Here is a 13,346-nt window from a genome sequence, read left to right as displayed (position 1 = left end):
GCGAATCGGGCGTAGTTTCGTCATGTGACCGAAGCGCCACGGCCTGACACAGAGTTCCAGATCCCCGATGATCTAAGCGGCATCACGGCCGAGCAATACCGCGCCTCCCTGCGCCACTATCCAGCGGGCGTCACCGTGGTCACACTGTCCGCGCAGAAGGGGCCGGTCGGCTTTACCGCGACCTCGTTCGCTTCGCTGTCGCTGGAACCCCCGCTGGTCTCCTTCAATATCGCGCACACCTCCTCCAGCTTGTCCGCACTGCTGGAAGCCGAATCCGTGGTCATCCACTTCCTCGGCGAACACCAGCAGCACCTGGCCCACCGCTTCTCCAGGACCGCCGAGGAACGCTTCACCGATCGCTCCCTGTGGACCACCCTCGACACCGGCGAACCGGTCCTGCACGGCACCCCGATCTGGCTGCGTACCGCCGTGCAGCAACGCATTCCGATCGGCGATCACACGTTCGTTGTGGGCCTGGTCACCCGGGTTCACGACAACACGGACGAGAAACCCGCCGCCGCCCCGCTCCTCTACTACAACGGGCGCTATTACCGGCCGTCATCGCTGGGCGACTGAACGGGCAGTTGCGGCTCGCGACCCGCGGTCGCGGCGGCTCAGCCGCCGTCCAGCGCGGCGAAGTCGACGTCGAGCGGGAACGGGTCGGTCAGACGGAGCACATCCTGATGTGTTTCGGCCAGCCGGTAACTGCGACTGGCCCAATCCAGGCGGTACTCCTGAATAATCTTCACCTTCCGATCCGCGGCCAAGTGCACGATCAGGTAGATCGGGATTCCCTCGTTCGCGTACTCCGCGCACTTGTTCACGGTGTCGGTGTACTCGGATCCTGGCGAGACGACCTCGGCCACCAGCAGCACGTCCGCTGTCGTCAACTTCCGGTCGTCATCGATGCACCGGTGCAACGCCACATCCGGACGGCGAAACGAGAAACCGGGGCTCGCCGGGAGGCTCCGCCCGTAGTGCATCTCGAAATCCGTCACAACACCGGTGCACGGCTGGTCCGGGCCAGCCTGTTCCAAGGAGTTAGCCAGCCGCCGGGCTACGTTGTTGTGCTGGAATGTCCCACTGCGGCAGAAGAACACGTGGCCGTCGACGACCTCGATCTGCCGCTGGACATCCTCCGGAAGCGCCGTGTAGCCCTCCTCCGTGATGACAAGAGCACCGGGGTCGGTGGCCCAGGCAGGCAGCGTACTCATAGGTCCACCTCGAGGTCGGGAACCCGATAGTATCCGGCGGCGCCGTTCGGATCCGCGAACCGCGGCCTTCAGACGATGAGGCAGGGGGCAGCGCCGGCGGGGGCGGCTGAGGTGAAGGGGCGGGTTTCGGGGGTGGGGTTCCACAGACCGTTGGTGGCGGCGTAATCCCAGGCGGGGCCGGTGCGGACGAGGGTGGCGACCGCCTCGACGAGGCGTTCCACGTCGGCGGAGGTGGTGCCGAGGCCGATGCTGGCCCGGAGTGCGCCATCCAGACCGAGGCGGGTGAGCAGCGGGTGAGCGCAGAAACGGCCGTCGCGGACACCGATGCCGTGTTCTGCGGAGAGATAGGCGGCGACGTGGCCGGGGACGAAACCGTCCAGCGTGAAGGCGACGATGCCGACGGTGTCGGGGCTGTCGGTCCAGATGCGGAGCAAACGAACACCGGGAATGGCGGCCAAACCGTCGCGGAGGCGGTCGGCGAGCCGGTGTTCGTGGGCGGCAAGAGTCTCGGCGTCGATCGCACAGAGCGCGTCACAGGCGGCGGCCAGCGCGGCGGCGCCGAGCACATTCGGCGACCCGGCCTCGTGCCGCTGCGGAGCTGGGGCCCACTCGGCCGCGGTGGTGCTCACCTCGCGCACCGCCCCGCCGCCCGCCAGATACGGCTGCGCCGCGTCCAGCCAGTCGCGGTGGCCCACAAGCACGCCCGCGCCGAACGGTGCGTACAGCTTGTGCCCGGAGAAGGCCAGGTAGTCGATGCCCGTCTCGCGCAAACTGATTCGCCGGTGCGGCGCCAGTTGCGCGGCGTCCACCAGAATCCGGGCACCGCACTGGTGTGCGATGGTGGCCAGCCGTTCCAGCGGAAGCACCTCACCGGTCACGTTCGACGCGCCGGTCACTGCGAGCAACGCGGCCGGTCTGCTGCACAGCTCGGCGACCAGCGTGCCGATGGTCTCCTCGACGGTGTCGGCGGCCGCTACGACGCGCCGGCCGTTCCTGGCCCACGGTAGGAAGTTGGCGTGGTGCTCGATGTCGAGCACCACCGTCTCGCCGGGCACGCAAGAGGCCAGCAGGTTCAGCGAGTCGGTCGTGTTGCGGGTGAACACGACGACCTGGTCGTCGGCGGCGTCGAGGAACCGGGTGACCGAGCCGCGCGCGGCCTCGTAGCACTCGGTGGAGATCCGGGACGCGTAACCCGCGCCGCGGTGCACGCTCGCATAGAACGGCAGCAGCTGCTGTACCCGGTCGATGACCTGCGCCAATGCGGGCGCGCTCGCCGCGTAGTCGAAGTTGGCGTAGGTGGTCGTCCCACCCTGCACGAGCGGCACTCGGAGGTCGTCGCCGGAGACCCGGGCGAGAGCGGCGCAGGTGTTGTCGACAGCAGTGGTCATCACGTAAATCCCGTCGGTTCAGGGACCCGCGATCGAATGATTCGTCGAGTCCGCGCTTGCCGCGCCCGGTCGGGCGGCGGCCCGGTCGTCACCCGGAGCACCCCACCGCGGAGGAGGGTTGCCGACCAACAAGCCGGGGCTTCACGCTGGCACTCATGACCTGACCCGAGACTGGCAGACACGAGCTGGAACTGTCAACCTGGTTCCCCCGGAACGTGCGAAACCGACGCCGCTCGCGGGGCAACCACGACCACAAGTGGACGGGGATCTGGTCGGCGTCGGGGTGAGATCATCGACCGACCGTCAGCGATCATCTGGCGAACCCCACACATCGTGACCAGACGCTGACTTGCACCAGCGGGCACAGCATCGCCCGCTCCCGCGGACCGGTTCGGTGAACAACGAATCGACTACAACCCGGGTACCGTGGACGATTGGCCAGCGTGGCGTTTGCCCTTTGGTAACCCAACTATGACACAACTGTCGGAAGTGCGAGGCCAGTTCGATGGGAGGTGCGCAGAGCACCATGCTCCAGCCCCAGGTTGACGCGACAGCAAGCCCACTGCTGCGAGCCGGCCATGCCCCCCAGGTCCGTACGCTCGTCGACATCCTGACGGCCACCGCACTCACCCACCCGGACGCCTCCGCCATCGACGACGGCCAGGTGGTGCTCTCCTACCTGGAGCTGGTGGTCGAGATCGAGAAGACCATGGCCCGGCTCGCCACGGCGGGCGTGCGACCCGGCGACCGGGTCGGCGTACGTCTGCCGTCGGGCACGCGCGGGCTCTACATCACCATCCTCGCCGTCCTGTACTCCGGCGCCGCCTACGTGCCGGTCGACGCCGACGACCCCGACGAGCGCGCCCAGCTGGTCTTCGGCGAAGCCCAGGTCACCGCAATCGTGACCGCCGAAGGGATCGAGACCACCGCCGCAGGCATCCGAGCGGCCGAGCGGGACGCGCGCGACGACAACTGGTCCACGCTGCCTACCCCCGACGACGACGCCTGGATCATCTTCACCTCCGGCTCCACCGGAACGCCGAAAGGTGTTGCCGTCACCCACCGCAATGCCGCCGCCTTCGTCGACGCCGAAGCCGACCTGTTCCTGCGCGACGCCCCGATCGGTCCCGGTGATCGGGTTCTCGCCGGCCTCTCGGTCGCCTTCGACGCGTCCTGTGAGGAGATGTGGCTTGCCTGGCACAACGGCGCCTGCCTTGTCCCCGCCCCGCGCGATCTGGTGCGCACCGGCGCCGATCTCGGTCCCTGGCTGGTGCGGCGCGAGATCAGCATCGTCTCGACTGTGCCGACCCTGGCGGCGACCTGGCCGGTCGAGGCATTGGAGGCGGTACGCCTGCTGATCTTCGGTGGCGAGGCCGTGCCGCCGGAACTTGCCGAACGTCTTGCCGGAAACGGTGATTCGAATCGCGAAGTGTGGAATACCTACGGCCCCACCGAGGCGACAGTCGTCGCCTGCGCCGCGCTGCTGAACGGTCAATGGCCGATCCGGATCGGGCTTCCGCTCAACGGCTGGGACCTCGTCGTGGTGGACCAGGCGGGAAACCCCGTGGCTGAGGGCGAATCCGGCGAACTGGTCATCGGCGGGGTCGGCCTCGCGCGCTATCTCGATCCGGCCAAAGACGCCGAGAAGTACGCCCCTCTGCCCTCGGTCGGCTGGGACCGCGCCTACCGCAGCGGCGACCTGGTCCGCAACGACAGCACCGGGTTGGTCTTCCTCGGCCGCGCAGACGATCAGATCAAGCTCGGCGGCCGCCGCATCGAGCTCGGCGAGATCGACAACGCGCTCCAGCGTCTTCCCGGTGTCACGGGTGCCGCCGCCGCGATCCGAACCACCGAGGCAGGCAACAAGCTCCTGGTCGGCTATCTGACCGGTCCGACGCAGGACTTCGACGCCAAAGCCGCGAGGGCCCTTCTCACCGAACAACTTCCCTCCCCGTTGGTCCCCAGACTCGCGGTGGTCGACGAGCTGCCCACTCGCACGTCCGGCAAGGTCGACCGCGACGCACTACCCTGGCCGCTGCCCAACTCCGCCGACGACGATGACGACAACGACCTGACCGGCACCGCGCAATGGGCTGCCGAACTGTGGAGTGCGACCCTCGGCGCGCAGATCGGCGACCTCGATGCCGACTTCTTCGACCTGGGTGGCGGCTCACTCGCGGCGGCGCAGCTGGTCACCGCCCTGCGCGAGCGGTATCCGCGGATCGCTGTCGCCGACCTCTACGACCATCCCCGCCTCGGCGCGCTGGTGGAACTGCTCGAACAGACCGCTCCCGCGGTCGCCGTCGCGGACCGGGTGGTGCGCCCGACACCGCTGCCTGCCCAAGCGGCGCAGGTACTCGCCACCATCCCGCTGACCACCCTGACCGGCCTGCAGTGGCTCACCTGGCTCGCGATCGTCGGCAATATCGCGGGGTGGTCCGGCTCGCTGCCGTGGTTGCCACATCTGTCTTGGTGGTGGACGCTGGCCGCTTTTCTGCTGTTCATCTCCCCGCCCGGCCGCATGATGATCTGTGTGGCCGGCGCCAGACTGCTGCTGCGCGGCGTCCGGCCAGGCCGCTATCCGCGGGGCGGCTCGGTGCACCTGCGCCTGTGGGCGGCGGTCCGGCTGTCGGAGGCCAGCGGCGCCGAGAACCTCTCCGGCGCGCCGTGGATGGTGCCGTTCGCGCGTGCGCTCGGCGCGAAGATCGGCAAGGGCGTCGACCTGCACACGCTTCCTCCGGTCACCGGCATGCTCGAACTCGGCGACGGGTGCAGCGTGGAACCGGAGGTCGACCTGTCCGGGTACTGGATCGACGGCGACGCGGTACATCTCGGCCCGATCACCATCGGCCCAGGCGCGGTCGTCGGTTCTCGTTCGATCCTGTTGCCCGGCAGCAAAATCGGTAAGAACGCCGAGATCGCGCCCGGCTCCGCGGTGTCGGGCAAGGTGAAGGCCGAGCAGGAGTGGGCGGGCTCGCCTGCCGTGAAAATCGGCAAGGCACAGCACCGCTGGCCACAACACACGCCGGGCCGGGCCCGACATTGGGTCGGCATCTTCGGCGTCACGTCGGTCGTGCTGGCCGCTGTACCGATCCTCGGCCTCAGCGCCGGCGGCGCGTTCATCGCCTGGTTCATCCGCGACACCCGCACGTTGGGGGGCGGTGTAGGCCGCGCCTTCGCGATCCTGCCGGTCGCGACCCTGCTCAGCCTCGGCGTGTACGCGACGGCGACCATCATCGCCGTCCGCCTGCTCAGTATCGGCCTGACCGAGGGCTACCACCCGGTGCGCAGCCGGGTCGGTTGGCAGGCCTGGGCCACCGAGCGACTGTTGGATTCCGCGCGAACCTTCCTGTTTCCCCTGTACGCGAGCCTGCTCACGCCGCTGTGGCTGCGCCTGCTCGGTGCGAAGATCGGCAAGAGCGTCGAGGTGTCAACGGTGCTGCTGCTGCCGAAGTTCACCACCGTCGCCGACGGTGCGTTCCTCGCCGACGACACCATGATCGCCGGCTACGAACTCGGTGGCGGTTGGCTGCGCATCGGCGAGGCCAAGGTTGGCAAGCGCGCGTTCCTCGGCAACTCCGGTATGACGGCGCCTGGCCGCCGAGTCCCGAAGAACGGCCTGGTCGCGGTGCTGTCGGCAGCGCCGTCCAAGGCCAAGGCCGGCTCATCCTGGTTGGGCAGCCCACCGGTCCGGCTGCGGCGCGCGGCGGAGAGCACCGACACCGCGCGCACCTTCGACCCGCCTGCGCGATTGCGCGTCGCTCGCGGCATCGTCGAAACCTGCCGCTTGATCCCGGTCCTGGTGACCTTCGCCATCGGCCTCGGCGTGCTGTTCACTCTCGCGTGGCTCGCACAGACCTTCGGCCACCTGGCCGCCGGGCTGCTCAGCGGCCTCGTGCTGCTGGGCGCGGGCGCGGTCGCGGGGATCAGCGCGGTGGTCGCCAAATGGTTGCTGGTTGGGCGGATCCGCGCCGAGGAGCATCCCCTGTGGAGTTCGTTCGTGTGGCGCAACGAGGTCTCCGACGCCTTCGTGGAAACCGTTGCCGCGCCGTGGTTCGCGCGCGCCGCGACCGGGACACCGGTGCTGAACCTCTGGCTTCGCGGCCTCGGCGCGACGATCGGCCGCGGGGTATGGTGCGAGTCCTACTGGCTACCGGAGGCGGACCTGGTGACTCTCGGCGACGGCGCGACCGTGGAACGAGGCTGCGTGGTGCAGACCCACCTGTTCCATGATCGAATCATGGCCATGGACACCGTCGCTCTCGGCGCGGGTGCCACGCTCGGTCCACACTGCGTCGCGCTGCCCGCGTCCGCCCTCGGCGACGGCGCGACCATCGGTCCGGCCTCCCTGGTCATGCGCGGCGACACGGTGCCGGCCTCGACGCGCTGGTGGGGCAACCCGATCGCGCCCTGGTTCACGGGCGACCCCGGAGCGCGCTGATGCCGGGCAAGTTCTACGAGGCCCCCGTCGACGAGTACCTACCGCAGAACGGCAATCGGGGCTATCGCGTATCGCGGTACGAACTCGAGCTGGCCTACAAGGTGCCCAGCAACCGGCTGACCGGCCGGGCCGCGATCATCGCGGTAACCACCGCCGTGCGCCCGCGGTTCGCGCTCGACCTTTCCCAGGCGCTCACCGTCTCGAAGGTGCTCGTCAACGGGACCAAGGCCGTCAAATTCACCCACCAGCACAGCAAATTGGTGATCACGCCGCCGGAGCGGATTCCGGCGGGCGGCGTGCTGTCGCTGGTGGTGCAGTACGGCGGCACCCCGAAACCGGTGCGCGGACCGTGGGGGGAGGTCGGCTGGGAGGAACTTGCCGAGGGCGCGCTCGTGGCGAGCCAGCCCAACGGCGCCGCCTCCTGGTTTCCCTGTGACGACCACCCGAGTTCCAAAGCGACCTACCGGATTTCGATCACCACGGACTCGCCGTACTTCGCGCTGGCCAACGGCACACTGCTGCGCAAGCAGACCAAGGCCAGCCAGACCACCTGGGTGTACGAGCAATCCGAGCCGATGTCGAGCTACCTTGCGACCATCCAGATCGGCCCCTATCGCAAGCATCGCGTCGGCTCCTCGCACGGCCTGGTGCCGATGCAGGCCGTAGTCCCGCCTCGGCTGCGCGCCAACTTCGAGCACGACTTCGCCCGTCAGCCGCGGATGCTGGAAGTCTTCAACGACAAGTTCGGCCCCTATCCGTTCGAGGGGTACACGGTGGTGGTCACCGACGACGAGCTGGAAATCCCGATCGAGGCGCAGGGCATCTCCATCTTCGGCGCCAACCACTGCGACGGCCGCCGCGGCGCCGAGCGGCTGGTCGCGCATGAGCTGGCGCACCAGTGGTTCGGCAACAGCCTCACCATCCGGCAGTGGCGCGACATCTGGCTGCACGAAGGCTTCGCCTGTTATGCGGAGTGGATCTGGTCGGAGGAAGCAGGCGGGCCGACCGCAGACCAGATGGCCCGCGCCGCGCGACACAACCTGTCACGTGAGCCGCAGGACATCGTGGTCGGCGACCCAACACCGCAGCGGATGTTCGACGACCGGGTGTACAAGCGTGGCGCACTGACCCTGCACGCGCTGCGCCTGGAACTCGGCGGCGCGACGTTCTTCGAACTGCTGCGGGAATGGACGATCCGCTACCGCCACTCCTCGGTGACCACGGAGGAGTTCACCGACCTGGCCGGGCACTACAGCCTGGTGCCGCTGCGCCCGCTCTGGGACACCTGGCTGTTCGCCGAACCACTGCCTCAGCTTCCGCCGTACGGCGGTATGTCGACGGCCTGATCAGAACACCAGGTAGCGCCCGGCAAGCTCTTCGACAAGCGGGTCGTCATCGGCGACGTTCGCCAGCGCGTCGAGATCGGTTTCGACGGAGATCTGCCGCGGGTCGTCGTGCTCCATGTCCGGGGGGCCGTCCTCTTCGAGCTGGCGCAGCAACTTCGCTCGCACCCGGTCCTTCAGTGAATCACTCATAATTGCAGCTTGCCCGGTCCGCGCCAGGGGAATCGCCCTGGCCTGGACGAATTCGGCCAGCGGTCGTCAGAGTCTTCGCGCTCGAACCGGCGGAACGCCTGCCGGCCATCGGGGATCACGGCGGCCGCGATCCGAGCAGCAACGCCAGCGAAAAGAGCTGGAAAAGTAGCGGATTCGCGCCCACCCCTAGACCGGTGTGAACAAAGTTCCCCACGGTGTATTGCGCAGCACTGTGTAGACCGCCAGCAGCGCGAAGAACGTCCACATCGTGGCGCGGCTGATCGAGGGCAACCGCATCCGCTGACCGCGCCAGGCCCGGACGGTCCAGTCCCCCACCCACAGCACGAACGCGAGGATCAGCGGAATCGCCAACAGGTTGCTGTGCAGCGCATCCAACACCTGCCCATCGGTGAGGTTGTGCACGGCGCGCATGCCGCCACAGCCCGGGCAGTACCAACCGGTCAGCGCATAGACCGGGCAGGTGCCGTACGAGCCTTCGACGTGCGGATCCCGCAGGTGCAGCAGTACGCCTGCACCCACGCCGACGCTCGCCACCAGCAGCGGAACCGCCACCCCGCGCCAACCGGACCTCGGCTGCGTTGTCGAGTCCGTCGCGAGCTCGGGAGCAGTGTGCGCGATATCCACAGGACCAACCGTAACCGCGGTCCGGTCCGTGCCGCCATAGCGCAGGAATGGTTCGCTACCTCGGCGCTCCACGCGGGTGTCGGAAAGCCTTTCGCGCGCGGCGGTTTCGCTTCAGCCGCCAAGCGCCCGCTATCTCGGCTGCGTGAAACCGCAGCACGTTGCCGGACGGGTCGGGCCCTGCGAATCCCGGGGCCCATCCGGACTGTCTGCCCAGCAGGCCAAATCGGCATAGTGGTAGCTCTTGTCCGCCCGCTCGGGTGAACTGGCTCGCTGCCGATGTTTTCTTTCCGGTGAAAGCTTTGGCCGGACGGAATTCGGGGTACTCCATGACACAAGCCAGGAATTCCGCCACGGCGTGCTTGCAGTAGCAAGCACCTTGCTTGCGTTGTACTGTGGCGGTGGACACAAAGGAGTGCTCGATGCTGGTGAAGTCGATGAGGACGCTGGCGGACGCGCGCAATGGCGCGCTGACCGCCGCTTACCGGGCGGGACTGCGATCTCGCACCTATCGGACCGCGGCACTGAATCCCCCTACCGCTGCGCGTGCGGTCATCCCGGTCACCACGAAGGACGGCGCCCGCCTGCGAGTGCACGCCTATGGTCCCGCGGACGGCGACGTCATCGTCCTGATCCACGGCTGGAGCTGCAGCATCGAGTACTGGAATCCGCAGATCAACGCCTTCGCCGATCGCTATCGCGTGATCTGCTACGACCAGCGCGGCCACGGCGAGAGCGAACCCGGCCCCGTCCTGCCCTGCAAAGAGACGCTGGCCGACGACTTGTCGTCCGTCCTGGACGCCACGCTCCGCCCCGGGCAGCGGGCGGTGCTCGTGGGCCACAGCATGGGCGGAATCACCCTGCAGGCGTGGGCCGGTCGCTATCCCGAGCAGGTGCGCCAGCGGGCCGCCGCGGTCGTTCTGCTGAACACCTCCCCAGGTAATATCCGCTACGACACCGACCTGCTCCCGCTGCTGAACAAGCCGCTGACCCTGGCAAACCGACCGGTCACGGTACTCGGCGCCAGCGTACGCATTCCGAGCATCGTCGCCGAGACCCTTCTCACCGCCCCGGTGCCGTTGCCCGGCGGCTGGCCCGTTGCCGCACTGCTCAAGGCGCGCGTGATGTCCAGGAACGCGACCGTGGACGAGGTGGTCTTCGCGCTCGGCATCGTGCGGTCCTGTCGCCCGCTCACCCGCGGCAGGCATGCCGCCGCGCTCGCCGATATGGATCTCACCGGCGCCGCCGCGCACCTCACCGTCCCCACCACCGTGATCGCGGGCGCGCACGACCGTCTGCTGCCCGAGCGGATGTCGCGCCGCATCGCCGACATCCTCACCGACACCGGCCATCTGGCCGCGTACCACGTGTGGCCCACCGGCCACCTGGGCAACATCGAGGCCGCCGACCGCTTCAACAAGGAATTGGCGAGCATCGCCCAACGCGCCCACGTACGCTCCGCCGCAGCGGGCTGACCTCGGGAACGTTGCGTTGGCCGGTCAACGGACCTGTCGGTCACCGGGACCGCTCGCATCGTCGAAGGCGGCGCACCCGAACTCCTGATGGCCAAGACGCTGGCCGGCACGAACGCCGATTTCCCACCCGCCGACGCCCCGCCCGGCCTGCTCACCCGCATCCGAATCGAAAATATCGGTGGCATCGGACCATGGGCGTCCTGAGCCCCGGTTCGGGCATGCGTACTGCGTAGCGAGTCGCACCACAGTGGGCAGTAAAGCGGAGATTCTGCCAGTCGATCCCGCGACTTTCCCCCGCTCGTCCCGCAGCGGAATATCACGCACTCTCGGATACCGACGTCTCGTCACCCCGGTCTTCCAGAGGCGGGCCCTGCTGCGGGCCGATGACGGGTTCGAATTCGGCCGAATATACCTCGAAGCGCGGACGCCATGCCTCCGGTGCAGGCGCGAGACCGGCGAGCTGGTCCAAGCAGGTATCCCAGCCGGCGGCATTGCGGGCTGCAGCATCCGGTGCCAGCTCGTTGATCAGCACAAGTCGGGTTCCACCATTCTGCGGTGACAACTCGAACCGCAGCCGCTCGTCTCCCCAGGTGTATGCCAGATACTTCGGCTCATCGACCGCGAGCACTTCGCCGGTGAGCGCAATCTCGGCGTCCTCAGGCGAGAAACGGAAGGTGATCGATGCGCCGACGCGCCATGCCCCATCTTCCACGATCACGTCGCAGGGAAACCACGCCCGGAGCTCGGCGCGATCGGTAATCGCCTGCCACACCACCAACGGCGGGTCGGGAAGGTCACGTTCGAGTCGCACGGCTGGTCGCGCGCCATCGGTGAGAAGTATTGCGTCGGTCATTGCTTCCTCCGTCGGTCGAGATGTTCTTCCAGTCGATCGAGATGCGTGGCCCACAGTCGGCGATATGGCTCCAGCCAGTCATCGAGCTCGACCAGTGGCTCGGGCCGGATCCGATAGAACCGGCGCTGGGCGTCGGACCGAACCTCCACCAGCCCGGCCTCCTTCAGCACCCGCAGATGCTTGGACACTGCGGGCTGACTCATCCGCAGCCGCTCCACCAGCGCCCCCACCGGCCGCTCCCCATCCCGCAGCACATCCAGAATTGCCCGCCGGTTCGGCTCCGCCAAGACATGGAAAGCGGTCAACGTGGTCACGCGTCTATCATTCCCTTCCAGTTATATAACTGTCAAGGCATACTGTAGCTGAGTTGAAAGCGATCTGTAGATCGGCACGCCGACACGACTGTCGGTACCGTGATTGCCCCGCGATCCGCGCCGTCGCCCGCGATGACGAATGATTGTCGGCCCAGCCGCCCCCCAGCACTCGGGCGCAGGCCATCGGCGTCTGGCCGGTGGACGCCTTTGTCACGGGCCGATGCGATACTGAGCCGCGATCCCGATGATCAGAGACCTCCTCGTACCGTAGATGGCGGCCGATCGCGCCATGCTCGCCCAGTCGCGTGGTACCGGCAGTAGAGGAACGGATGCGCAAACCGGAGATTACGGCCGACGTGGATCCGGCAGCCAAGCTACGAGCCAGGGACGACCTCGATCAACTGCGGACTGCCATCGTCGCGCTCGACCGCCGACCGGAATCCGCACTCTCCCCGCAGATCAGGGGGCACTGCTGACCGAGTTCAGATCCCGTCCGGATATGGACCGGTGCCGGTGCCGCATCGCTGGACTCCCGTCTGGTCGCGAGACTCGTGAGTCCTGCCTCGCCCACCCGGTCGGAGCCCGCCGGGGTACGGAGTCATGGGGTCATGAATCTACGGGCTCTAATGGCATACATGACGGCGCCAACGGTGCCGAGTCATAGAAGGAAACGAATGAACGCCACCCGCGCAACCGACCCGAGCGACACGACACCTCCGGTGAAACTGGCCGAGGCCGGCGACTTGGTCGCCGCCGCCCAGTTGCTGGTGGACTTCAATCGGGAATATGACGACCCGGCGCCTGAGCCGACCTGGCTGGCAGGGCACCTGTCCGCCCTGATCGCCGGCGGAGATACGAGTGTGCTGCTCGTCGGTGAACCCGCCGTCGGGGTGGCGGTACTCAGATTCCGGACGAGTACTTGGTCGACGGCCGCAGAAGCGTATCTTGCCGAGTTCTACGTGGTTCCCCAGCTCCGTGGGCGCGGAATCGGCTCGGCGTTCCTCTCGATGATCCTGGACCACGCCCGACAACGCGGTGCGACCTATATCGATCTGACCACCACCGAGGCCGATCATGCCGCGCGCCGCGTCTACGAAAAACACGGCTTCGATTGCCACGAGGGCCGTGGGCAAGGTCCGCTGTCGCTGTACTACGAACTCGACCTGGACTGAGCTCTGAGATCGCTCGATCAGCCCCTGCGCTCCGTGCAACTGACGAAAATGGGCTGGACCGTGTGGGTGCGCACGTGGGTGACATAGCCTGGTTGCCACCGACGGCCAGGTGTTCCGTTTATTCGAGATCGTCGCATTCGCGCTCATCACCCGAGAAATCGACCTCCGCGACCGCGACCGTCGGGGTGCTGACCGTGAGTTCGACCCCGCTCGCCGAACAAGCTCGAGCGCTCGGACGGTTCCGGCCAGGCGCTGCGAACTCGCCGCCCCTCCCGGAAACCGGCCGAACTGCACCCTCGAATGGGTCAGGCA

12 protein-coding genes and 1 riboswitch are annotated in these 13,346 nt (G+C 67.7%); of the genes, 6 read left to right on the top strand and 6 right to left on the bottom strand.

The genetic code is table 11. The features are described 5' to 3' along the window. Window positions 1–24 precede the first annotated feature (24 nt). Entirely contained in the window at window positions 25–576 is a 552-nt protein-coding gene (locus tag AB0H00_RS07705) for a flavin reductase family protein (protein ID WP_357262551.1), read from the top strand. Window positions 577–614: 38 nt separating this feature from the next. Here AB0H00_RS07705 and AB0H00_RS07700 read toward each other — a convergent pair whose 3' ends face one another. Continuing rightward, a complete protein-coding gene (locus tag AB0H00_RS07700; RefSeq protein WP_357262548.1) occupies window positions 615–1,214 on the bottom strand; it encodes a Uma2 family endonuclease in 600 nt (199 codons plus the stop codon). A gap of 68 nt (window positions 1,215–1,282) precedes the next feature. Beyond that, on the bottom strand, window positions 1,283–2,602 hold the full coding sequence (locus AB0H00_RS07695) for an aminotransferase class V-fold PLP-dependent enzyme (RefSeq protein ID WP_357262545.1): 1,320 nt from the start codon (window positions 2,600–2,602) through the stop codon (window positions 1,283–1,285). A 47-nt stretch (window positions 2,603–2,649) separates the two neighbouring features. Continuing rightward, a riboswitch (SAM riboswitch) is annotated at window positions 2,650–2,763 on the bottom strand. A gap of 365 nt (window positions 2,764–3,128) precedes the next feature. Between AB0H00_RS07695 and AB0H00_RS07690 the strand changes: the two genes are divergently transcribed. After that, the gene (locus AB0H00_RS07690) at window positions 3,129–7,043 is read left to right on the top strand and encodes a Pls/PosA family non-ribosomal peptide synthetase (RefSeq protein ID WP_357262542.1); all 3,915 of its coding nucleotides are present in this window, start codon (window positions 3,129–3,131) and stop codon (window positions 7,041–7,043) included. Continuing rightward, complete coding sequence (locus AB0H00_RS07685) at window positions 7,043–8,389, top strand: M1 family metallopeptidase (RefSeq protein WP_357262540.1); 1,347 nt, start codon at window positions 7,043–7,045, stop codon at window positions 8,387–8,389. Before AB0H00_RS07690 ends, AB0H00_RS07685 begins: the two co-directional genes overlap by 1 nt. Here AB0H00_RS07685 and AB0H00_RS07680 read toward each other — a convergent pair whose 3' ends face one another. Both AB0H00_RS07680 and AB0H00_RS07675 read right to left on the bottom strand, forming a co-directional pair. Then, window positions 8,390–8,578 carry a hypothetical protein gene (locus AB0H00_RS07680; protein ID WP_327111822.1) on the bottom strand — a complete coding sequence of 63 codons (189 nt, stop codon included), beginning with the start codon at window positions 8,576–8,578 and terminating at the stop codon, window positions 8,390–8,392. 186 nt (window positions 8,579–8,764) lie between these two features. Then, window positions 8,765–9,223: a DUF2752 domain-containing protein gene (locus AB0H00_RS07675; RefSeq protein ID WP_357262537.1), complete on the bottom strand. Its 459-nt coding sequence runs from the start codon at window positions 9,221–9,223 to the stop codon at window positions 8,765–8,767. A 419-nt stretch (window positions 9,224–9,642) separates the two neighbouring features. Between AB0H00_RS07675 and AB0H00_RS07670 the strand changes: the two genes are divergently transcribed. Then, window positions 9,643–10,695 carry an alpha/beta hydrolase gene (locus AB0H00_RS07670; RefSeq protein ID WP_357262535.1) on the top strand — a complete coding sequence of 351 codons (1,053 nt, stop codon included), beginning with the start codon at window positions 9,643–9,645 and terminating at the stop codon, window positions 10,693–10,695. Window positions 10,696–11,011: 316 nt separating this feature from the next. Here the strand turns inward: AB0H00_RS07670 and AB0H00_RS07665 are convergent, their stop codons facing one another. Both AB0H00_RS07665 and AB0H00_RS07660 read right to left on the bottom strand, forming a co-directional pair. Beyond that, on the bottom strand, window positions 11,012–11,548 hold the full coding sequence (locus tag AB0H00_RS07665; RefSeq protein WP_357262531.1) for an SRPBCC domain-containing protein: 537 nt from the start codon (window positions 11,546–11,548) through the stop codon (window positions 11,012–11,014). Continuing rightward, window positions 11,545–11,853, bottom strand: a complete 309-nt coding sequence (locus AB0H00_RS07660; protein WP_357263411.1) for a metalloregulator ArsR/SmtB family transcription factor — start codon at window positions 11,851–11,853, stop codon at window positions 11,545–11,547. Before AB0H00_RS07660 ends, AB0H00_RS07665 begins: the two co-directional genes overlap by 4 nt. Before the next feature lie 338 nt (window positions 11,854–12,191). Between AB0H00_RS07660 and AB0H00_RS07655 the strand changes: the two genes are divergently transcribed. Together AB0H00_RS07655 and AB0H00_RS07650 are read left to right on the top strand one after the other, a co-directional pair. Then, window positions 12,192–12,338 carry a hypothetical protein gene (locus tag AB0H00_RS07655; protein ID WP_357262528.1) on the top strand — a complete coding sequence of 49 codons (147 nt, stop codon included), beginning with the start codon at window positions 12,192–12,194 and terminating at the stop codon, window positions 12,336–12,338. A gap of 198 nt (window positions 12,339–12,536) precedes the next feature. After that, window positions 12,537–13,034, top strand: a complete 498-nt coding sequence (locus AB0H00_RS07650; protein ID WP_357262525.1) for a GNAT family N-acetyltransferase — start codon at window positions 12,537–12,539, stop codon at window positions 13,032–13,034. Window positions 13,035–13,346 lie beyond the last annotated feature (312 nt).

Origin of the sequence: Nocardia sp. NPDC023852 (assembly GCF_040639505.1) — a bacterium.
Taxonomy (GTDB): Bacteria; Actinomycetota; Actinomycetes; order Mycobacteriales; family Mycobacteriaceae; genus Nocardia.
The sequence above is the reverse complement of the archived record's forward strand: the minus strand, read 5'-3'. Positions and strand labels throughout refer to the sequence as shown.